Consider the following 21,720-nt stretch of genomic DNA (forward strand, 5'->3'; position numbering starts at 1 on the left):
AGATCTTCTTTTTTTGCCCGATTCGGTCGCAGGGGGTTGCGCAGGCTTGCGCTAGACCAAGGAAGAGTGGCGGGGGTTTTGAAAGGTTGTCATGATGCGGTGCACCAATGGTTAGTGGGCTCATATGTGGTGCTTTGGTGTATCACGCGGCCGCTTTGCCTGGCGGCAGGTGCGGCCTGTCACGCCTTGGCGCCTTACCAAAAAACCATCTGAAAACGCGCGTGTATGACGCGTCTTGCAAGGGGAAACCGCATGCAACTCAACGATGCCCTGATCGCCATCACCGGCGGAGCCCGTGGACTCGGCCTGGCCATGGCGCACCATCTGGGACGCCGTGGAGCGCGGGTCGCGCTCATCGATACCGACAACGACCAGCTGGACCAGGCCGTCAATGGTCTGTTCGATGCCGGCATCACCGCCAGAGCCTTCGTGGCTAACGTGGCAGACGAGGCCTCTGTCACTGAAGCCTTTGCGGACATTCGCGAGCACATGGGGCCGCTCGACGGTCTGGTCAACAACGCCGGTATCCTGCGTGACGGCCTGCTGGTCAAGGCGCGCGACGGCAAGGTCGAAAAGACGCTGGGACTGGACGAGTGGCAGGCGGTCATCGATGTCAATCTGACCGGTGTATTCCTGTGCGGGCGTGCCGCCGCCACGGCCATGATCGAGGATGATCGTCGGGGTGTCATCGTCAATATCTCGAGCATCTCGCGCGCCGGCAACATGGGGCAGAGCAACTATGCCGCGGCCAAGGCCGGCGTTGCCGCTCTGACCGTCACCTGGGGCAAGGAGCTGGCCCGTCATGGTATTCGCGTGGGCGCGGTGGCACCTGGCTTCATCGAAACCGAGATGACCGCCTCCATGCGTGACGACATGCTCGAAAAACTGACCGCAGGCGTGCCCCTGCGCCGCCTTGGCGCCCCTGCCGACATCGCCGAGAGCGTTGCCTTCATCTTTGACAATGACTACTTCACCGCCCGTGTCATGGAGGTGGACGGGGGGCTGCGGCTCTAGGTCTAGGTCTAGGTCTAGGGCTAGGTCTAGCCAAGGGAAGAGGCCGGCCGCCTGGCCGGGCACGCCATGAAAAACCAGCATGATCAAAGCTACAAGTTGCTATTCAGCGAGCCGAGGGTGATCCGAGACCTGCTGACCGGCTTTATCGGTGAAGACTGGATCGAGAAGCTGGACCTCGACTCGCTGGAGCGGGTCAGTGGCAGCTTCGTCACTGATGACCTGCGTGATCGCGAAAACGATGTCATCTGGCGCGCGCGCTTCGGTGATGAGTGGTGCTACGTGTACCTGTTGCTGGAATTTCAGAGCACGGTGGATCGTTTCATGGCGCTTCGCACCATGACCTACGTCGGGTTGCTCTACCAGGATCTGGTCAAGCAGAAACAGCTGACTCGGTCGGGCAAGCTACCGCCGGTGTTGCCTATCGTGCTCTATAATGGAGAGCGTCGCTGGAGCGCGCCTGTCAACGTTCGGGATCTCATTCAGGCAGGGCCTGGCAGCCTGGCGCAATACCGACCGGATCTGTCCTTTCTGCTATTGGATGAAGGTGCCCTCGTTGCCGACCAGCAGTTCTCCAGCGAAGCGCGTAATGTGGTGTCGGCCATCTTCCAGCTGGAGCATCACCGGAGTCCCGCAGATGCGGTTGAGCTGATCGGGTTGCTGGTGAAATGGTTGCAGACACCAGAGCAGGCAGATTTGCGTCGACACTTCGTCATCTGGATCAAGCGAGTACTATTGCCAAACTGGGTGTCAAATGAGGAACAGGGCGGATGGCAGGCCCTGAATGAATTGAGCGAGGTGCACAATATGCTGGCAGAAAGAGCCAAGCGGTGGCCTGAGCAGTGGAAGCAGCAGGGGCTGGCGGAGGGCCGTCGGGAAGGTCGCGAGGAAGGTCGCGAGGAAGGTCGCGAGGAAGGTCGCGAGGAAGGTCGCGAGGAAGGTCGCGAGGAAGGTCGTCAGGAAGGGCGTCAGGAAGGGCGTCAGGAAGGGCGCGAAGAAGGCAAGCTAGAGGTAGCCCGCAATATGATTCAGCAGACTTCGCTGGATGATCAGACGATCGCGCAAGTGGCCGAGATTTCGATAGAACTGGTCAGCGAACTGCGAGAGCAAATCGAGCGCTCCAGCTGATGGTCTATCATGGCCTGTTGGTTGCTAACAGAAATCCCGTTGCCTGAAGTGTTGATTATTCCTCACCCCCACAAGCCCTCCGCAGCACTGCGCGGCGGAGGGCTTGGTTGCAGCCGGTGTCTAGCGCAGGCTGATTTCATCCTTGAGCCGAGCGACGGTGGCGTCACCGATGCCCTTTACTCGAGTCAGGTCCTCGATGGTGGTGAAGGGGCCATTGGCCTGGCGGTCTTCGACGATGGCCTGAGCCTTGCCTGGGCCGATGCCGGGGAGTTCCGCCAGCAACTCGACGCTGGCCTCGTTGATGTTGATCGGCTCGATACTCAGCTGCTCTTCGGCCATGACTGGCTGTGCCAGCAACATCCAGGTCAGTGCCAGTAGTGCGATAGTCCATAACCTGGACCGCTTGCTTGCGGAAAGGGTGCTCGAGTTGTCGTTCATCGATGGATGGCGAACAGCCTGTTGTGCGTTGTGGGTCTGCATCGGACATCTCCTTGGTGTTGAAAGTCGTCTTCATGACGTAGGGGGCTTGCCCCTTCGAGTCCGTTCGACGTGATGCCGTTGGGTCTCGACTTTCACCTTAGGCGCCGAGCGACGAATCCAGTTATAAGAAATTACTTATAAAAATATCAGTGGAATTAGATATTCAGATGAAGCCATAGGGCCGCGCGGAAGTCGCTTGGGCTGATATACTGCGGCGTTTTGGCGCTCCGGGTCCTGTGTCTCGCGACCGGGCCGGCTTGGCTCACGTCATGCAGGCCGCAGGTGCGCCCTTCGATTCCACTGTGCCGGAGGCCTCCGTGACTACCTCATCGCCCTTGATCATCGCACTCGATTATCCCTCCATGGACGCCGCGCTGTGCATGGCGGACCGACTGGACCCCGAGCGCTGTCGTCTCAAGGTTGGCAAGGAGCTGTTCACCCGCAGCGGCCCCAATGTGCTCGAAGCGCTGCATGGCCGGGGTTTCGAGGTCTTTCTCGACCTCAAGTTTCACGATATTCCCAATACCGTGGCGGCTGCCGTTCAGGCGGCGGCAGAGCAAGGCGTGTGGATGGTCAATGTTCATGCCAGCGGCGGCGCCCGCATGATGGAAGCGGCGCGCGAACGGCTCGATAGAGAGGGCCTTGCGACCCGCCTGATCGCGGTGACGGTGCTGACCAGCATGACCGCCGAGGAACTTGCAGCTACTAATGTTTCGGTAGCCCTGGACGAGCAGGTGGAGCACCTGGCGCGACTGGCCAAGGCCAGCGGGATGGATGGTGTGGTGTGCTCGGCGCAGGAGTCGGCGCGTCTCAAGGCAGCCTGTGGCGAAGACTTCCTCAAGGTCACCCCGGGTATTCGCCCGAGCTTTGCCCAGGCCGGCGATCAGCGCCGAATCATGACCCCGCGCGAGGCCATGGACGCCGGTAGCACGCACCTGGTGGTGGGAAGACCTGTCACTCAGGCAGAAGACCCGATGGCAGCGTTAGAGGCGATCGAGAAGGAGCTGAAAGAGGCGTAACCCAGTCGGAGTCGGCTGACCACGATTTTGATCAAGTCAGGCAGAAGACCCGATGGCCGCACTCGAGGCGATCGAGAAGGAGTTAGAGGCCAAGTGACCGCTACTCTCCCTCTATACCGGTGATGGGTTTGGTGGTGCCCCAATTCCTGCATCTGGGGCACTGCCAGTGCAGGTGTTCACCTGAGAAGCCGCAGCGCCGGCAGCGGTGGCGGGGGAGCGCCTTGATAAGCGGTTGGGTGTGCTGGCGCAGCAGGTCGAAACGGGGGTCGCCTTCGCTTGCCTCGCTGCGCTGGTAAAGTCCCATCAGATAGTCCACCCCACCCAGGCTCGGCTCCTTCCTGAGCTGTTCGGTGATCAGCGCGATCGCCTCTTCATCACTCCCTCGAACCTGGCGCAGCGTTTGTGCCAACAGCAGCATTACGCTGGTACAGGGATTCAGCTCTAGCAGCCGGTGCAGGTGCGCGATCAGTCCCTCGGCGTCGTCAAGAAGCTGATAGGTGCGTTCCAGCGGCTCAAGCAGCGTCGGGATAAAGTCGGCGTCCTGCTGGGGAATGCGATCCAGATGCTTGAGCGCCTGGCGGTACTGGCCGGTGTCGTGGCACAACTCGGCCTGGATCAGGTTGGCACGGATGCAGCGTTCGTCGATGGAAAGCGCCTGCTTCAGGTGCTTTCTGGCGATGCCGTGGCTATTGGATGCTCGCGCCTCTTCGGCCAGTTCGCAGTGCCAGTGGGCGGCGGCCCGACGCAGGTCATCATGGCGTCGGGTCAACTGGGGAACGGCCTCGTCGATCGCCTGTTGCCATTCACCCTCGCGCTCGAACAGATCCACCAGCAGCCGCTTGGCATGGTGGCGTACTTCGGCGTGGATTTCTTCCTTGACCAGCCCCTTCAGCAGCCGTTCGGCGCGATCGTGCAGACCCAGCTGCAGAAAGTCCCGGGACAGCTCGAGCTGCACCCAGGCTCCCTGGTGGCCGTCCAGGAAAGGACGTGCGAGCAGGTTCTGGTGAATCTTTACGGCGCGGTCGGCCTCACCGCGAGAGCGAAACAGGTTCCCCAGGGTGACGTGGGTCTCGATGGTATCGCTGTTGACCTCCAACGCAGAGATGAAGGTCTCGATGGCCCGGTCCTGCTGATCGTTGAGCAGGTAGTTCAGACCGACAAAGTAGTCGCGGTGCAGGCTTGGGGCGGGGCGTTCTTGCTGTCGACTCTCCCGCCGGCCGAGCGCCCAGCCAATGGCGAGGGCGACGACCAGCAGGCCCAGCAGCAGAAGATCGGGCATTCAGGGAAGTTCCTTCATCTCCTGCACGCGAAGACGGTCGAGTTCCTTGCGCTGCTGCTGGTTGTGGCGTTGGGCGCGAGTCAGCAGGGCGCGCAGCCGAATGTAGACGCCGCTCATCGCCAGCATGCCAAGCAGCACACCGACAGCCAGGGAGGCCAGCAGCCATACCGACAGGGAGGCCTCGGGCAATTCGAACCAGATGAGGTTCAGCGGCAGGGCCTGTTGGTTGTTGGTCGCGAACAGGATACCGATGACCAGTACCGCCAGCAGAATGATGGCCATGATCAGGCCTTTTAGCCAACGCATGTGTGACTTCCCATAGTGAGACAAAGAGAACGGAGAGAGCGGTTGTCAGCGAACTCAGTAGCCCAGCGCACGGCTGGCGTCGACTTGTTCGCGCAACTCCTTTCCGGGCTTGAAGTGTGGCACGAACTTGCCTTCCAGCTCCACCGCTTCACCTGTCTTGGGGTTGCGGCCGACCCGGGGCTCCCGATAGTGCAGAGAGAAACTGCCAAAACCCCGTATCTCGACCCGCCCACCATCGGCGAGGGTATCGGTGATGTCATCCAGAATGAGGCGCACCGCGGCCTCGACGTCCTTGATCGACAGCTCCGGCTGCCGCATGGAGATCTGCTCTATCAGTTCGGACTTTGTCATCGGTTGTCTCCGTGAGTCCCACCTGGGTGTTGAGCGCTGGCCAAGCCAGTGGCGAAGGCCGTATCCGTCACAGCCTCTTGTTTTTAGATAGCATACTTTTCAAGTCTTGAGAAAACAACGCACTACATTCGTGGCAATGATCTTGCGCCGGGTCACCTTCGGGATACGCCGGCGGCTGCCTGGCGGATCGTGCTGCGGTATACTGAGGCCACACATTCCATCCCTGACGAGGTTCCCCTTGGATCAACCGTCTTCCGTGGCCTCCCGCCTCGAGGCCGAGCGCAAGCGACTGCACTGGCACTCCCGCCGTGGCATGTGGGAGCTGGACCTCTTGCTGCTGCCGTTTCTCGAGCATTGCTACGATGAACTCGACGAGGCCGATCAGGCCGCCTATCGCCAGCTGATCACCGAAGAGGACCAGGACCTGTTCATGTGGTTGATGCGTCGCGAGTGGCCGGAAGAGCCCAGCCGTCGCCGTATCGTGCAGATGATCGTGGACTATGCCGAGACCAGCGGTCACGGTCACAATCGGGGCCTCTGAGCAGCAGCATCTCTTCCAGGGGGCGCTGGTGGCGACCATCGCGCTGGTCGTCGCCGGCGCCACGCCCTCGCCGGTGGGGGCGCTACTCACCGCAGTTCTCTGCAGCAGACTGATTCATGCCCACCGCCATCCGTTTCAGGGTCAGCTAAGGTGCCTGGTCGAGAGTGAGCCAGCAGCGACAGCTGGGGCAACGCTGGGCGCCGTGGATGACGAGCAAACCGAAGAGGTGGGCCTTTCCGTATGGCAGCGTCGGCAGCGACGCCTTCTGCGCGCCCTGAGTCAGGCGCTTATGCGCTGGTGGGGCAAACCCAAGGCCCCGGTACCTGGGCGTTGGCAGTGGTGTCCGTTGGCGTCATCTGCGGGCAAATCCGTGAGGCTTTATTCGGATGACGCTGACTGGCGCGAGATCGAGCTGACCTGCGAAAGCGTAGGCGCCAGGCTGATCTCCCTGCGTTGGCAGGGGCACACCCACTGGCTGTGGCCCGATTCGATGACACCCGAGGAACACCGTGTGCTGAGACGTTACCTGCTTGGCATGCCTGTGGCGTTGGGTTCTCAGACGTCAAAACGGCAATGACAGCTGTTGCCTGGCTTCCTGTGGCACCAGGCGCACGCCGACGCCGAGCAGGCGCACCGGGCGGTGGGCGCGTTGCCAGGCCTGGTCGAGCAGTTGGCGGTAGCTGGCGAGATCCGGCTCCAGGCCCTTCGACTCCAGGGTGGTGGTGGTGAAGTCGTCAAAGCGCACCTTGACGAACACACCGGCCAGGGGCGGGCGACCATTGCGGTCGATGCGCGCCTTCAACTTCTCGCAGAGGGTGACCAGCGCCTGCTGGGCCGCGGCCAGATCCGGCAGGTCCCGGCCGTAGGTGCTTTCGACGCTGATCGACTTGCGTTCGCGCTCCACCTTGACCGGGCGCTCGTCGATGCCGCGGGCGAGTTCATAGAGGCGTCGCCCGAATTTGCCGAACTCGTCCAGCAGCTTGTCGATGGGCTGTTCGCGCAGCTCCTCACAGGTGGTGATGCCCAGCGCGTCCAGGCGGGCGCCGGTGGCGGGCCCCACGCCGTGAAGCTTGCGCACCGGCAGGGCCAGCACGAAGCTTTCCACCTGGTCGGGTGGGATCACCGTCAGCCCATCCGGCTTGTCCCAGTCGCTGGCGATCTTGGCCAGGAACTTGGACGGTGCCGCCCCCACCGACACCGTGATGCCGGTGCGCGCCAGACACTCCTCCTTCAGCCAGCGGGCCATCCAGGTGGCGCTGCCCTTGAATCCCTCGACATCGCTGACGTCCAGATAGGCCTCGTCCAGCGACAGCGGTTCGACCAGTGGTGTCAGCTCATGGAAGATCGCCTGAATTTGCCTCGACACCTCGCGGTACTTGTCGAAGTCCGGCGGTACCAGCGTCAGTTCCGGGCACAGGCGAAGCGCGCGGGCGGTCGGCATCGCCGAATGGATGCCGAACTTGCGCGCCGGATAGTTGCAGGTGGTGATGACGCCGCGGCCCTCGCGCGCGCCGCCCACCGCCAGCGGAATGTCCCGCAGGGCGGGATTGTCGCGCATCTCGACCGCGGCGTAGAAGCAGTCGCAGTCGGCATGCAGAATCTTGCGTACGGGTGCTGGCATGGGCGGGCAGGCGCTGGCACGACGTCGGTGAAACGGCGACTAGCCCAGGGCCTGGCCGTTGCCACCGCGAATGACCCCAACCCCGACGCCCTCGATATCCAGGCTGTCGCGGCGCAGGTCCAGGGTGATGGGTGCGAAGTCGGGGTTCTCGGCCTCCAGGGTGACCTGATGGCCGTCACGCTGGAAGCGCTTGACCGTCACCTCATCTTCCAGGCGTGCTACCACAATCTGGCCGTTGCGGATGCGCTCGGTGCGATGCACCGCCAGCAGGTCACCCTCCAGGATGCCGACGTCCTTCATCGACAGCCCGCGCACGCGTAGAAGATAGTCTGCGCGGGGGGTGAAGTAGTCCGGCGGCAGCGGGCAGTAGCGGTCGATGTGCTCGGCGGCGAGGATCGGGCTGCCGGCGGCGACCTCGCCGATGATCGGCAGGCCCTGCGAGGGGCTGGCTTCCTGGGGCGACTCGTTGGCGGCGCCGGAGTCTGCCTCCTGGGCCGGCAGGCGGATGCCGCGAGAGGTGCCGCGAATCACGCGAATCGCACCCTTGCGCTCGAGCGCCCGCAGGTGCTCTTCGGCAGCATTGGGGGAGCGAAAGCCCAGGGCGCGTGAAATCTCCGCGCGGGTGGGCGGGTACCCCAGCTCGTTCATGGTCTTGACGATAAAGTCATAGACGTTTTGCTGGCGAGGGGTCAGGGGACGTGTCATGCGGCCTCCCACGGGCGGCGATGGAACAGGGTGGCTTGGCGGCGGCTTGCTGCCGGCGCTTGCCAGTGCTGAGGGCGTCAATGCTCGCCCTTGGTGAAGTGTACAGTATGGATGTACATCCAGTAAAACCGCGAAAGGCCAGGAATAGTGTGCCAGGGCACTGGTGTAGTGGGCCGCCACCTGATGCATTCGTTTGAAACAGGGTGGAGCCAGGGTTGATTGTGCGAGAAGGGCGGCTCCCTTACACTCAAGCCAGTATTCAAACAATTGTTTCCAACTGCCCTTGACAAGACTGGACGGAGCCCGCGAATGGCCCAGACCGATACCGTGACGCGCATCCTGGACACCGCCGAGGTGCTTTTCGCCGAACGCGGCTTCGCGGAAACGTCGCTGCGCAACATTACCGGCAAGGCCAAGGTCAACCTGGCCGCCGTCAACTACCACTTCGGCTCCAAGAAGGCGCTGATCCAGGCGGTGTTCTCCCGCTACCTGGATCCCTTCTCCGATCGCTTTCATGCCGCTATCGACGAACTCGAGCGTGGTTACGGTGATCGCGTGATTCCGCTGGAGGTGCTGCTCGAGACCATGGCCCGCACCGTACTCGAGGTACCGGCCGAGCGGCACAGCCTCAAGGTGTTCATGCGCCTGCTGGGGCTGGCCTACAGTCAGGCCCAGGGACATCTGCGTCGCTATATCCAGGACCAGTACGGCACCGTGTTCACCCGTTTCGTGGCGCTGGTGCGCAAGGCCACGCCGGAGCTGCCGGACTCCGAGCGCTTCTGGCGTCTGCACTTTGCGCTGGGCACCGTAATCTTTACCCTGTCTGGGCTCGATGCCCTGCGCGACATCGCCGAGAAGGACTACGACGAGCACGTCTCGGTACGCGACCTGGTGCGCCGCATGATGCCGGTGGTGGTATCGGCGCTGAAAGCGCCACTGCCGGAGCCGGCGCCGACGACGCCACCGGCGACGCGCGAGCCAACTGCATAAGCCATCAAGGGAGTCAGGGTGATGCATACCCCGCAACTGGCAGCGCTTCCCCCCAGCGAGGGCGTGTGGGTGGAGGTCGACACCGCCCGCCAGCAGCTGACGCTATGGCGGGGTCAAGACCTCGCCTGGCAATGCCTGGTGTCCACCGGTGCTGCCGGTACGGGCCAGCAAGAGGGCAGCGGCCAGACCCCACTGGGCTGGCACCAGATCCGTGCGGCCATCGGTGAGGGGCAGCCCGTGGGCTGCGTCTTTCGTGGCCGTCGGCCCACCGGTGAGGTCTACAGCGAGGCCCTAGGCCAGGCCCAGCCAGAGCGGGACTGGATCCTGACCCGGATTCTCTGGCTCAGCGGACTGGAGCCGGGCTTCAATCGAGGCGGCGACGTCGATTCCCAGCGCCGCTATATCTATTTTCACGGCACCCCGCCGGACAAGCCCATGGGGGTGGCCGACTCCCATGGCTGTATTCGCCTGCGTGACGACGACCTGTTGCGGCTGTTCGATGAAGCCACGCCCGGCACGCCGGTGTGGCTGCATGACTGATCACGTCCACTGATCAAGCCAATGCAGACGTCAATAAAGGCCTCACTAAGCGAAGCGCTCGTCGGCTCAGGCTTCGTCAAGTCAGGGCTTCTCAGGTCACGATTCGTCATGCCTGGATTCATCAGTCCGGGGCTTGGTCAGATGACGTTGCCCAATTGGAAGATGGGCAGATACATCGCCAGCACCAGGCCGCCCACCACCACACCCAGCACCACGATGATCAGCGGCTCCAGCAGACTGGTCAGGGTGTCGACACGATCATCCACCTCGCGCTCGAAGTGATCCGCCACCCGCGTCAGCATGCTGTCCAGCGCGCCGGCTTCCTCGCCGATGGCCACCATCTGCAGCGCCAGCGTCGGGAAGCGCCTGGTCGCCCGCATCGCCAGATGGAGTCGCTGGCCGCTGGCGACCTCGCTCTGCACTGCCGACACCGCCTGGCAGTAGACATCATTGCCGCAGGCGCCGGCGGCGGTCTTCAGCGCTTCCACCAAGGGCACGCCCGCGGCGAAGGCGGTGGCCAGGGTGCGACAGAAGCGTGCCACCGAGGCCTGTTCCAGGATCGTTCCTACCACCGGTAGCCTGAGCGCCAGGCCGTGAGCGCCGAAGCGCGCCCTGGCCGAGCGCTTGACCCACCATCTCGCCGCACCGGCCATCACACCTGCGCTTCCCAGCAGCACCAGCCACCATTGCTGGGCGAACTCCGAAAGCTCGATGGTCAGCCGAGTCAGCGGGGGCAGGCTTGCCCCGACGCCCTCGAACATCTGCTCGAACTGGGGTACCACCTTGATCAGCAGGATGGCGCTTACCGCGATGCCCACCGCCACCACCGTGGAGGGATACCACAGCGCCTTGCGAACCCGCGCCTTCAATCGCTCGCGCTTTTCCAGGTGGCCGGCCAAACGCTCGAGCATGCGGTCCAGTGTACCCGACTGCTCACCGGCAGCGACCAGATTGACGTACAGCGCATCGAAGGTGAGCGGGTGGCGGGACAGTGCCTGGGCCATGCTGGCCCCGGCGCTGACGTCCATGCCCAGTGCCTGAACGACTAGCCGCATGGCTGGCTTTGAAAGACTTTCGCCCAGCACGTGAAAGGCCTGCAACAACGGCACGCCGGCGGTCAGCAGGGTCGCCAGCTGGCGCGAGAACAGGGTGAGATCCCGGGGCGATATCTGGCGTTCGAAGCGCGCAAGCGTGCCGCCCTGGCGCAGCTTGCGCGGGATCACACCAAGCTGATGCAACTGGCGTTGGGCCTCGGGACGGCCGGTTGCCAGCAGCACCCCGCTGCGCCGCTGGCCCTGGCGATCCTCGCCTTTCCAGTGCCAGCACCTCTGGCGCGGATGCTGGGGGGCGGAACGGCGTGCGCTGCGCAGGTGGTCGCGTGACCCGCTTGACCCGTTTGACACGGCTGAAAGGTGGCTGTGGCCAGTGTGGGAACCCGATCCGCCGGAGGCAGAAGAGGTTGGCTCTCCCGGCGTTGCATCAGACGTGTAGCCACCCACCTGCCCGGGGGGCCTAGGAGGAGAGGCCGGCGAGGACGACGACAGGGACGAAGAGGCAGGCGGAGCCGTCGAAGGCGAACGATGACGAAAGGGCACGTGTCGGTGGACTCAAATGGTGGAGGGAAGGGCCGCGGTCTCACGCGGCGGTCTCAAACGGCGGTGATGCGGCAGACCTCGGCCAGACTGGTCACGCCTTCGAGCACCCGATCAAGGCCGCTGCGACGAAGATTCGGGTAGCCCTGGGCTCGGGCCAGGGCGTCGAAGTCATCGGCGCTGCCCCCTTCCAGGATCAGCCGGCGCATGCGTTGGTCCACCGGCACCACCTCAAATAGCCCGACCCGCCCCTTGTAGCCCTGGGTGCAGTGACGACAGCCCACGGCCTCGTACAGCTCGGCGATATCGGCCTCAGCCTGGGTCAGCCCCTGTTGCACCAGCACCTCTGCAGGCAGGGTGACCGGGGACCGACAATGACTGCACAGGCGCCTGGCCAGGCGTTGGGCCACGATCAAGCTGACCGCACTGGCGATATTGAAGGCTTCGATGCCCATGTTCGACAGTCGCGACAGGGTGTCGGCGGCGGAATTGGTGTGCAGCGTGGACAGCACCAGGTGGCCGGTCTGGGCGGCCTTGATCGCGATCTCGGCGGTTTCCCGATCGCGCACCTCGCCGACCATCACCACGTCCGGGTCCTGGCGCAGAAAGGCTCGCAGCGCATTGGCGAAGTCCAGGCCAATCCGGGGCGCCACATTGACCTGATTGATCCCGGACAGCTTGATCTCCACCGGATCCTCGGCGGTACAGATGTTGCGCTCGACAGCGTTGAGCTGATGGATGCCGGTGTACAGCGTCACCGTCTTGCCGCTGCCGGTGGGACCGGTGACCAGAATCATCCCCTGGGGGCTTGCCAGGGCGGTCTCGAACAGCCGGCGCTGGTCAGGCGAAAAGCCGAGCTGCTCGATACCCAGACGTGCCGACCTGGAGCCCAGTAGCCTGAGCACGATCTTCTCGCCGTAGACGGTAGGCAGCGAGTTGACCCTGAAGTCGATGTCCTCGCCATCGTCGAGCTGGACCTTGATGGTGCCGTCCTGGGGCAGGCGGCGTTCCGAGATGTCCATCCGCGCCATCACCTTGAGGCGCGAGGCGATGCGCCCGCGAAGGTTAAGCGGCGGCTGGGCCACTTCGTGGAGCAGACCATCGATGCGAAAGCGCACCCGAAAGGACTCCTCGAAGGGCTCGAAGTGGATGTCCGAGGCACGCTTTCTTACCGCGTCACGCAGGATAGTATTGACGAACTTCACCACCGGCGCGTCATCGGCCTGGTCGTTCAGACTGGAGCTGAGCCCGGAACCCAGCCCGGCATGGAGCTCCTCGTCCAGATCTGCATCCTTTTCAGTGTCGAAAGCCACGCCCTGGCCAGAAGTCAGATCCGACTGCCGTGACGGATGCATCTTTCCCGACCGCTCGTCGGCGCCCGCACTGTTCGCGCCTGAGGCACCAAGCGCGCCCAGAGCGACGGCGATTGCGCCATCATCGGGGCGATCGGCACCCAGGTAGGCGTCGAGCAGCACGCGGATCTGATCCAATGGTGCCAGCGCCGGCTTCAAGCTCTTGCCGGTGACGAACTGCAGCTCACCCAGGCGGGCAAGAGTAGAAGGGTAGGGCACCGCCACGTGCAACTGATGATCATCGAGGCTAAGCGGCAGCACCGAATGCTCGCGCAACAGGGCCTCGGGGAAGTGAGAGAGCGGCGGCAGTTCGCTCGGCTCCCGCTGCTGTAGATCGACAAACGGCAGGTCGTATTCTTCTGCCGCTGCACGGGTCGCTGGCCCGACACTGACCAGTTCATGCTCCACCAGGTAGCGCAACAGCGTGCTGTGGCTGTCCTGAGCCTCTCGCTCGGCTCGCAGCGCCGCCGGAGGGCTCAATAACCCTTGTGACACCAGCCGTTGGGCCAGTCCACTGTTTGGCCCCTGCGGCGAGCCGTTTCCGAACCCCTGGTCAAATGGCACAGCACCCTCCCTAAAAGTGGGCCCCACGATGGGCCCGATAGCTCCCGTCGGCGACATTCTGAATCTAGCCGTCAGTCTACCCCGCGATAGAACGCCCATAGAGGCCGCACAGGCGGTTTTGTTATCCGAACCCGAACTGGCGTCAAGGTTTGGGCGTCTAGCCCTCAGAGGCGCCCGCAGCGCCAAGTAAGATGCTCCGAACCCGGTAGGGCGGCGTTATGGGGGTTGATGGCCTGGCTCAGCGCCATTTTCGCCATGCCGCACCACCGGTCAGGAAGTGCGCCACCGTGAAACGGCAAAAAAGCCAACAGGGAGCATCAGACATGGAAGACAGTAAAAGCAGTACCAGTAATTCAGAGCAGAGCGGAACCGTGATACCGGCAGGGCAGGGCGGCTTTACCCTGATAGAGCTGTTGGTGGTGGTGGCCATCATCGGGCTGCTGTCAGCCATCGCCATACCGCAGTACACCAACTTTCAGAAGCGTGCCGCGGTAAATGCCTGCAAGGAAGAGTTGGCGGCGGCCAGGACGGCCTTGGCGGTTGATGGGACCTTTGATGAAGACTCGCCGGACATGGCTAATGCGTATGCGTGGTCTGCATGTCTGGATTCAAGTATTGCCTATACCGCTCCCACCACGACGGAAGAAGGTTCGCTCCTGGGCTGGCCATCCCCGAGTCAATTCGCGGTAGCAGACAATGCCGCCACACTCGTCCTGCCCAAGGTCATTGATATCGATAGTCCTTGAGACCAGGCGGGGAAGCGCCAATCGCGTGCTCCCATGCGCCAGGCCGCTGGCGTCGGGGCTTGGCACCTGGATTCAGGCAACAAGGAGCAGGATCTATTGGAATATCCGTCCATAATCCACCACGGTGGCGCCGAAGGCGTCACCGGTAGCTGCCACCGGCTACAGATTTCTCCTGACCACGCCATCCTCATCGATTGCGGGCTATTTCAGGGAGAGGACCTCAAGGGCCAGTCCAGCTTCGAGCGGCACCAGATCGAATTTCCGATCGACGACGTCATCGCCCTGGTGGTGACCCACGTACATATCGACCATATCGGTCGCCTGCCCTACCTGATGGCAGCAGGGTTCAAGGGCCCCATCATCTGTACCCCACCGAGTGCGCGGTTGCTGCCGCTGGTGATCGAGGATGCGCTTAAAATCGGCTTTACCCGTGACCGCAGGCTAATCGAACGGTTTCTTGATACCGTTGAAATTCATCTTGATCCAAGTCCTTATGGTGCTTGGAAAAGCTTGCTGAACGAAGAGCGTCACAAGGTCAAGGTGCGTCTACAGAACGCGGGGCATATACTCGGTTCAGCATACGTCGAAATTGATGTTGAGGACGAGCGCGCGAGTCTGGATAATCGCTACGTCTTCTCGGGGGACCTTGGGCCGCCCGACACCCCGCTGTTGCCGGATCCCACACCACTGGAGCGGGCAGACGTCCTGGTGCTCGAGAGCACCTACGGCGATAGAAGGCATGAAGGTCGCAGGACGCGGCGCGCACAGCTCAAGGAAATGATTTATCGTGCACAGCGCGAGGGCGGTAGCGTGGTCATTCCAGCCTTCAGCATCGGCCGCACCCAAGAGCTGCTCTACGAAATAGAAACCCTCTTGCACGAGCGGAAGGAAGGAGAGAAAGGCGAACGCCCCCTGATCATCGTCGATTCACCGCTGGCTGCCCGCTTCACCGAAGTATACCGAGACCTAAAGCCCTGGTGGGACAGCGAAGCCAAGGCACGACTCGATGACGGCCGCCACCCCCTCAGCTTCGATGGCCTGGTCACCGTGGACAGCCACGACGACCACCTCGACATGGTCGAACACCTCGCCACCACCAACACCTGGGCCATCGTCATCGCCGCCAGCGGCATGGTCACCGGGGGCAGGATAGTTAACTACCTCAAGCGACTGCTACCAGACCCCCGGCACACTGTTCTGTTTGTGGGGTACCAGGCAGAGGGCACGGCTGGAAGGCAGATTCAGCGGGCGAAACGGGGAGCCGAAGTCGTTGTCGACGGAGAGCGGATGGCGGTGAATGCCCACGTCAAGAGTATTTCGGGGTTTTCTGCACATGCGGATCAATACGATTTGTTGCGGTTTGTGATTGATCTTGGTGGTAAAGTAAAAAAAGTTCGGCTTGTACACGGAGAGGAAGCCAGCCAAAGGGAGTTGGCGCGATATCTTCAGAGAAATGTTGAAAGAATAGAAGATATAACGTTCGTGTAGTTGTAGATGAATTCGTAAATAGTGGTGAAGAGTGCTTTTGCATATCGCTTTTCTATCAATAAAACAAAATCGCAAATGCATGTGTATTAGTTGGTTGATAGAAGATTAATACGCTTTGACTAGCGGTTTGTTCTATATTTTTGTTATCTGATGTCTCATAGGGAGAGGTATGGAACCCTCCGCCTTTCTTACATTGTTTACAATTTTATTTACCCTAGTGATGCTGGCGGCAACACGGATTTCCCCTGATGTGATACTCATGGGAGCCTTGTCGGTCTTGGTGGTCTCCGGAGTGTTGGCTCCCGCTGATGCTTTGGCCGGATTCTCCAACCCGGGTGTGATGACCATTGCTACTCTTTATGTTGTTGCGGCAGGGTTGAAGGAGACCGGAGCTATTCAGTGGCTTGCCCACCGATTGTTAGGGCAGCCGAAGCGTCTGAAGCAGGCTCAGTTTCGCGTGCTCCTGCCAGCCTCCGGGTTGAGTGCCTTCATGAACAACACTACGGTTGTTGCAATGTTCATCCCGGCGATTCAGGAGTGGGCTGGACGCCTGCGACTACCGCCCTCGAAGTTGCTGCTTCCACTGAGCTATGCGGCGATCATCGGGGGTACCTGTACCTTGATCGGTACAAGTACGAACTTGGTCATCGATGGACTTCTACAGTCAGAAATGGGAGTCGGCCTTGGCATGTTCTCTCTAGCATGGGTCGGGCTACCCCTCGTGCTGGTCGGTGGCACGTTTTTATATATTTTTTCCGATCGGCTGCTTCCTGATAGGCAAGGCGTCTTGGAGCAGTTGGAGATGGCTCGCGAGTATGCAGTCGAAGTAATTGTCGATGGTAAGGGGCCGCTGGTGGGGCGGAGTATCGCAGAGGCTGGCTTGAGGCATTTGAGTCACGGCTACCTGGCAGATATCGAGCGTCAAGGGCGTCTGCTCACTGCTGTGCCTCCTGATACTCAATTGTCCGCGGGCGATGTTCTGATATTCATCGGGGCACCCGAATGTGCAAGAGAGCTGCGGCGGATCCACGGCTTGCGGCCCGCCGGGGGGGATGTGCATAAACTTGATATCGAGCACCATCGCCGTTGTCTCGTGGAAGCTGTGATCGGTCCTGACTTTGTGGGGCTTGGGCAGACAGTACGAGAGTCCCGTTTTCGTTCACGCTATCAGGCCGTCATTCTTTCAATTTCGCGCCATGGCAAGCGTTTGCCGGGAAAGCTAGGGAATATCAGTCTTCAGGTCGGCGATACACTGCTGCTAGAGACCGCGCAGGATTTTGTCGATCAGTATCGCTACCGCAAGGATTTTTTGCTTGTCAGCGGCCTCAACGACTCGACCCCTCCTGATTTTCGTAAAGCTCCTTTGGCACTCGGTATACTCGCTGCCATGGTAGTGGTTAGCGCTTCTGGCTTGCTGTCGATCCTCGAGGCGGCTTTGTTGGCGGGAGGGGGCATGCTGATGACGCGATGCGTACCGGCGAGCAAGGCGCGTCGTTCAGTCGATCTTAGTGTGCTGGTCGTCATCTCTGCGTCCTTCGCCTTGGGCGCTGCCATGCGCGAGACTGGAGCAGCCAGCCAGATTGCCCAGTGGCTATTGCTGGCCGATGACTTATCTCCTTGGTTAGCTCTGGTGCTGGTCTATATTTTGACAGTGGCCTTCACCGAATTGATTACTAATAATGCCGCTGCTGTACTGATGTTCCCCATCGCGGTCTCGGTGGCAGAGCAGTTAGGGGTCGATTTTAAGCCTTTCGTGATAGCGATAATGTTTGCTGCTTCGGCAAGTTTCATGACGCCGTTAGGCTACCAGACAAACCTGATGGTGCTGGGGCCTGGTGGGTATTGTTTTACCGATTACCTTCGTCTTGGGGCCCCGCTGAGTTTTGTTATTGGAGTGACTTCGCTTGGGTTGATACCGCTAGTGTGGCCCTTCTAACTGGAAAGTGTCCGCGGACCTATTTGTTACAGGTGCTTGTTTTGACAGATTTTGTAACGGTTGATTTTCGAGCCCGCTTGCTAGAGGGTGTCCGCTCTGCTGGGCACGAAGTAATGGCCATCTATCAGCGTGACTTTGGGGTTGAATTAAAGAATGATGCTAGTCCACTGACGGAAGCAGATGTGGTATCGCATCACGCCTTGGTCGATCTGCTGCGGAGTATTACACCAGAAGTTCCGGTTCTGTCCGAAGAGTCTGCAGACATTTCTTTCGAGGCTCGGCAATCCTGGGGTCGCTATTGGCTCATTGATCCGCTTGACGGAACCAAAGAATTTGTCAAAAAGAATGGGGAGTTTACTCTCAACGTTGCATTGATCGAGGACGGTGTACCAGTATTTGGCATCGTTCATGCTCCAGCATTAGGTGCTGGGGCAGGAACTACTTGGTTTGGGCAACAAAACCTTGGCGCCTGGAAGCAGTTTGATGGAGGGCAGCCCACACCCATTGCCGTGCGCGAGTTGCCGGGCGTAAATCATGAAGCCTGGAAAATAGTCGGTAGCCGGTCTCATGGTTCTGACGAATTCGAGGCCTTTTGTAGCGCACTGCCGGAACATGAGCGCGTATCTATGGGCAGTTCATTAAAACTCTGTTTAGTCGCAGAAGGTGCCGCCGACCTTTATCCACGTCTAGCGCCTACTTGCGAATGGGACACTGCTGCAGCTCAGGCGATTGTAACCGCTGCAGGGGGTAGCGTACTCAATGCGTATACCCTAGCCCCCCTTCGTTGCAATCAGCAAGAGAGTTTTCTGAATCCTTTTTTCGTGGTTTGTGGTCAGCAAGATGAGCGCTGGATAAGGGCTTTGAAAGAGAGTCTTAATTAGGGGTTGCCTCAACTAATAGACTTTGCTTTGCAAGGTCTGTGGCGCACTCCGTTCTATATTTGTAAGAAAATCTGACAGTGTGAACTGCCGCGACAATATTTTTGAATATATTGGAAGGTCATAATGGAGATAACCCCCGAACGCCAGACTCACCTCAAGCAACTCGAGGCAGAGTCGATCCACATCATCCGTGAAGTAGCAGCAGAATTCCGAAACCCAGTGATGCTGTATTCCATCGGAAAGGATTCCTCGGTGATGCTGCATCTGGCCCGTAAGGCTTTCTATCCGGGAACACCTCCTTTTCCTTTGATGCACGTCAACACGACCTGGAAGTTTCGGGAGATGATCGAGTTTCGAGACCGTATGGCGAAAGACGCTGGTATGGAGCTCATCGAGCATATTAATGAGGAAGGACGAGCCGCTGGGATTAATCCCTTTGATCATGGTAGTTCAAAGTACACCGATATTATGAAGACCCAGTCGCTGAAGCAGGCGCTGGACAAACATCGTTTTGATGCCGCCTTTGGTGGGGCGCGTCGTGACGAAGAAGCTAGCCGCGCCAAGGAAAGAGTGTTCTCTTTCCGCGACAAGTATCACCGCTGGGACCCTAAGAACCAGCGTCCCGAGCTGTGGAATACCTACAATGCCAAGGTGAACAAGGGGGAGTCTATCCGCGTCTTCCCGCTGTCCAACTGGACGGAACTGGATATCTGGCAATACATCTATCTCGAGTCGATTCCCATTGTACCGCTGTACTTCTCTGCTCCTCGTCCGGTGGTCAATCGTGATGGCATGGACATCATGGTCGACGATGACCGGATGCCACTTGAGGATGGCGAGGTTCCCCAAGAGAAATGGGTGCGCTTCCGCACCCTTGGCTGCTACCCGCTAACGGGTGCTGTGGAGTCCAAGGCCACAACGCTTCCAGAAATCATTCAGGAAATGCTGCTGACGAGGACCTCCGAGCGCAGTGGACGCGCCATCGACCACGACCAGGCTGGGTCGATGGAAAAGAAAAAACGCGAAGGCTATTTCTAAAGGGAGCGGATTCATGGCACACCAATCAGAACTTATTGGCGACGACATCGAGCAGTACCTGAAAGAGCACGAGAATAAGGATCTGCTGCGTTTCATTACCTGCGGCAGCGTCGATGATGGCAAGTCGACCCTGATCGGACGGCTGCTGCATGACTCCAAGATGATTTATGAAGATCAACTGGCTGCAATTACCCAAGCATCCAAGACCAGCGGTACCACCGGAGAGGACGTTGATCTGGCGTTGCTGGTAGATGGTCTGCAGTCGGAACGTGAGCAAGGCATCACCATCGATGTTGCCTATCGCTTCTTCTCCACTGATAGGCGTAAGTTCATTATAGCCGATACGCCCGGGCACGAGCAGTACACCCGCAACATGGCGACCGGCGCCTCTACCGCCAGTCTGGCAGTAATCCTCATTGATGCACGTTACGGGGTTCAGACTCAGACTCGTCGCCACAGCTTTATTGCTGATCTCCTGGGCATCCAGCACCTTGTGGTGGCGATCAACAAGATGGACCTTGTCGACTATTCGCAGTCGCGCTATGACGAGATTGTTGCCGAGTACCAGAAGATTGCCGATAAGCTGAATGCGCCTGACATTCGCTTCGTACCGCTTTCCGCTCTGAAAGGCGATAATGTCGTTAATCGTAGTGAGCACATGGAGTGGTATGAAGGCCCTGCCTTGCTTGAGCTGCTGGAGACGGTCGAGGTCACACACGATCAGAATCTGCGTGACCTGCGACTGCCTGTTCAGTATGTCAACCGTCCCAATCTCGACTTCAGGGGGTACTGTGGTACCTTGGCAGCGGGCGTAATGAGTCCGGGGCAGAAGGTGAGGGCGCTGCCCTCTGGTAAGGTCTCTACGGTCGAGCGACTGGTCACCTGGGACGGTGACCTTGAAGCGGCCTATCCTGGACAAGCGATTACCGTAACGTTGACAGATGAAATCGATATATCGCGCGGTGATTGGCTGGTGGCGGAGAATGACAAGGTACCGCTGGCTAGTGGCTTCGAGGCCGATATCGTCTGGATGCATGAGACAGCACTGGAGCCGGGTAAACTCTATGATATAAAGCTGGCGACACGAGATGCGGCAGGCAAGGTAACGGCTATTGATTATCAGGTCGACGTCAACACGCTCGACCAGCGCCACGCCGACCACCTTGACCTGAATGCCATTGCACGCTGCCGGCTGGAATTGACAGCACCGGTACCTGTGGACGACTACCGAACCAGCCCTGGCACTGGCAGCTTCATCATTATCGATCGTTTGAGTAATATCACTGTTGGCGCCGGCATGATCCACCAGCCGCTCGATAGTGAACTGCCCTACGAATTTCGCGACAACGACAGCAAGGCCAATGTGGTCTGGAATCGCACAAGCGTAACACAGGCGATGCGTGAGCAGCTCAATGGCCATGCGGGCAAGTGTATCTGGTTCACGGGTTATTCCGGGTCGGGCAAGTCGACACTGGCCAATGCTCTGGAAGTGGAACTCAATCGCCGAGGCTACCACACCATGCTCCTGGACGGTGACAATGTCCGCCATGGTCTGTGTAAAGACCTTGGCATGGGTGAGGAAGATCGAGCGGAGAATATTCGTCGCGTCGGTGAAGTGGCTCGTCTATTTGCGGAAGCTGGGATCATTGTCATCACTGCCTTCATTTCGCCTTTCCGGGCAGATCGTGATGGGGCACGCGCCTTGTTCAATGACGGCTGTTTTATCGAGGCGCACGTCAACACGCCATTGGATGTTTGCGAACAGCGTGACCCCAAAGGACTTTACCAGAAGGCACGTGAAGGCAAGATTCAGGATTTCACTGGTATCAATAGTCCGTATGAAGCGCCGGCAAAAGCGGAAGTGGTGCTCAATACTACAAGCTACGGCCAGCAGGAGCTTGTGACTCAATTGGTCAAGGCTTGTTTTTAATCCAGAACATATTATGTTTGGTCACGCCCATTATGATAATTTTAATACTGAGGGTGAGTAAGATTAATTAGATGACTAGAAACATTAGCAGAGTGGGGTAGTCCCAATGGATAAGTAGAACATAATCCATCAGGCGTTTCGATTGCGCATTGAAACCGCCCTTTTTCTCTGTTCATCGCAGATTAGCGTGAAACGGGCAAGGCGCGTGAGGACAGGCAGGAT

General features: G+C 60.0%; 20 protein-coding genes. 12 read left to right on the plus strand and 8 right to left on the minus strand.

What is annotated here, in order from left to right; genetic code table 11:
• Positions 1-252: 252 nt before the first annotated feature.
• Positions 253-1,014: an SDR family NAD(P)-dependent oxidoreductase gene (locus C6W88_RS13225; protein ID WP_045994575.1), complete on the plus strand. Its 762-nt coding sequence runs from the start codon at positions 253-255 to the stop codon at positions 1,012-1,014.
• Positions 1,015-1,080: 66 nt separating this feature from the next.
• On the plus strand, positions 1,081-2,139 hold the full coding sequence (locus C6W88_RS13230; protein ID WP_108132774.1) for an Rpn family recombination-promoting nuclease/putative transposase: 1,059 nt from the start codon (positions 1,081-1,083) through the stop codon (positions 2,137-2,139).
• 120 nt (positions 2,140-2,259) lie between these two features.
• On the opposite strand, the gene C6W88_RS13235 is transcribed toward C6W88_RS13230, so the two are convergent.
• Complete coding sequence (locus tag C6W88_RS13235) at positions 2,260-2,619, minus strand: ComEA family DNA-binding protein (RefSeq protein WP_308812428.1); 360 nt, start codon at positions 2,617-2,619, stop codon at positions 2,260-2,262.
• Between the two features lie 317 nt (positions 2,620-2,936).
• On the opposite strand from C6W88_RS13235, the gene pyrF reads away from it, so the two are divergent.
• Positions 2,937-3,638, plus strand: a complete 702-nt coding sequence (gene pyrF / locus C6W88_RS13240; RefSeq protein WP_146164658.1) for an orotidine-5'-phosphate decarboxylase — start codon at positions 2,937-2,939, stop codon at positions 3,636-3,638.
• Between the two features lie 100 nt (positions 3,639-3,738).
• On the opposite strand, the gene lapB is transcribed toward pyrF, so the two are convergent.
• From lapB to C6W88_RS13255, 3 genes are read right to left on the minus strand one after another with little or no spacing between them, the layout of a single operon-like run.
• The gene (lapB, locus tag C6W88_RS13245) at positions 3,739-4,917 is read right to left on the minus strand and encodes a lipopolysaccharide assembly protein LapB (RefSeq protein WP_108132776.1); all 1,179 of its coding nucleotides are present in this window, start codon (positions 4,915-4,917) and stop codon (positions 3,739-3,741) included.
• A complete protein-coding gene (locus tag C6W88_RS13250) occupies positions 4,918-5,223 on the minus strand; it encodes a LapA family protein (RefSeq protein WP_045994572.1) in 306 nt (101 codons plus the stop codon).
• Between the two features lie 54 nt (positions 5,224-5,277).
• Complete coding sequence (locus C6W88_RS13255; protein WP_045994571.1) at positions 5,278-5,574, minus strand: integration host factor subunit beta; 297 nt, start codon at positions 5,572-5,574, stop codon at positions 5,278-5,280.
• A gap of 238 nt (positions 5,575-5,812) precedes the next feature.
• Between C6W88_RS13255 and C6W88_RS13260 the strand changes: the two genes are divergently transcribed.
• Entirely contained in the window at positions 5,813-6,115 is a 303-nt protein-coding gene (locus C6W88_RS13260) for an FAD assembly factor SdhE (RefSeq protein WP_045994570.1), read from the plus strand.
• A 562-nt stretch (positions 6,116-6,677) separates the two neighbouring features.
• Here C6W88_RS13260 and dinB read toward each other — a convergent pair.
• Together dinB and lexA are read right to left on the minus strand one after the other, a co-directional pair.
• Complete coding sequence (gene dinB, locus C6W88_RS13270) at positions 6,678-7,736, minus strand: DNA polymerase IV (RefSeq protein WP_108132778.1); 1,059 nt, start codon at positions 7,734-7,736, stop codon at positions 6,678-6,680.
• A 39-nt stretch (positions 7,737-7,775) separates the two neighbouring features.
• Complete coding sequence (lexA, locus tag C6W88_RS13275) at positions 7,776-8,441, minus strand: transcriptional repressor LexA (protein ID WP_108132779.1); 666 nt, start codon at positions 8,439-8,441, stop codon at positions 7,776-7,778.
• 309 nt (positions 8,442-8,750) lie between these two features.
• On the opposite strand from lexA, the gene C6W88_RS13280 reads away from it, so the two are divergent.
• Positions 8,751-9,431, plus strand: coding sequence for a TetR/AcrR family transcriptional regulator (locus tag C6W88_RS13280; RefSeq protein ID WP_108132780.1), 681 nt, complete (start codon positions 8,751-8,753; stop codon positions 9,429-9,431).
• A gap of 21 nt (positions 9,432-9,452) precedes the next feature.
• Entirely contained in the window at positions 9,453-9,971 is a 519-nt protein-coding gene (locus C6W88_RS13285; protein WP_108132781.1) for a L,D-transpeptidase, read from the plus strand.
• 137 nt (positions 9,972-10,108) lie between these two features.
• Here the strand turns inward: C6W88_RS13285 and C6W88_RS13290 are convergent, their stop codons facing one another.
• Complete coding sequence (locus C6W88_RS13290) at positions 10,109-11,374, minus strand: type II secretion system F family protein (RefSeq protein WP_231498641.1); 1,266 nt, start codon at positions 11,372-11,374, stop codon at positions 10,109-10,111.
• A gap of 245 nt (positions 11,375-11,619) precedes the next feature.
• Positions 11,620-13,479: a type IV-A pilus assembly ATPase PilB gene (gene pilB, locus C6W88_RS13295; protein ID WP_231498642.1), complete on the minus strand. Its 1,860-nt coding sequence runs from the start codon at positions 13,477-13,479 to the stop codon at positions 11,620-11,622.
• 323 nt (positions 13,480-13,802) lie between these two features.
• Here pilB and C6W88_RS21985 point away from each other — a divergent pair, with 323 nt between their 5' ends.
• The 6 genes from C6W88_RS21985 (at position 13,803) to cysN (ending at position 21,498) form a co-directional block, all read left to right on the plus strand.
• Positions 13,803-14,225, plus strand: coding sequence for a pilin (locus C6W88_RS21985; protein WP_108132783.1), 423 nt, complete (start codon positions 13,803-13,805; stop codon positions 14,223-14,225).
• Between the two features lie 33 nt (positions 14,226-14,258).
• Entirely contained in the window at positions 14,259-15,713 is a 1,455-nt protein-coding gene (locus C6W88_RS13305; RefSeq protein WP_108132784.1) for an MBL fold metallo-hydrolase, read from the plus strand.
• Between the two features lie 169 nt (positions 15,714-15,882).
• Positions 15,883-17,649, plus strand: a complete 1,767-nt coding sequence (locus C6W88_RS13310; RefSeq protein WP_108132785.1) for an SLC13 family permease — start codon at positions 15,883-15,885, stop codon at positions 17,647-17,649.
• Positions 17,650-17,690: 41 nt separating this feature from the next.
• On the plus strand, positions 17,691-18,530 hold the full coding sequence (gene cysQ / locus C6W88_RS13315) for a 3'(2'),5'-bisphosphate nucleotidase CysQ (protein WP_108132786.1): 840 nt from the start codon (positions 17,691-17,693) through the stop codon (positions 18,528-18,530).
• A 123-nt stretch (positions 18,531-18,653) separates the two neighbouring features.
• Entirely contained in the window at positions 18,654-19,568 is a 915-nt protein-coding gene (gene cysD, locus C6W88_RS13320; protein ID WP_108132787.1) for a sulfate adenylyltransferase subunit CysD, read from the plus strand.
• Between the two features lie 13 nt (positions 19,569-19,581).
• The gene (gene cysN / locus C6W88_RS13325) at positions 19,582-21,498 is read left to right on the plus strand and encodes a sulfate adenylyltransferase subunit CysN (RefSeq protein ID WP_108132788.1); all 1,917 of its coding nucleotides are present in this window, start codon (positions 19,582-19,584) and stop codon (positions 21,496-21,498) included.
• Positions 21,499-21,720: the final 222 nt, after the last annotated feature.

Source organism: Halomonas litopenaei (genome assembly GCF_003045775.1).
GTDB classification, from domain to species: domain Bacteria; phylum Pseudomonadota; class Gammaproteobacteria; order Pseudomonadales; family Halomonadaceae; genus Halomonas; species Halomonas litopenaei.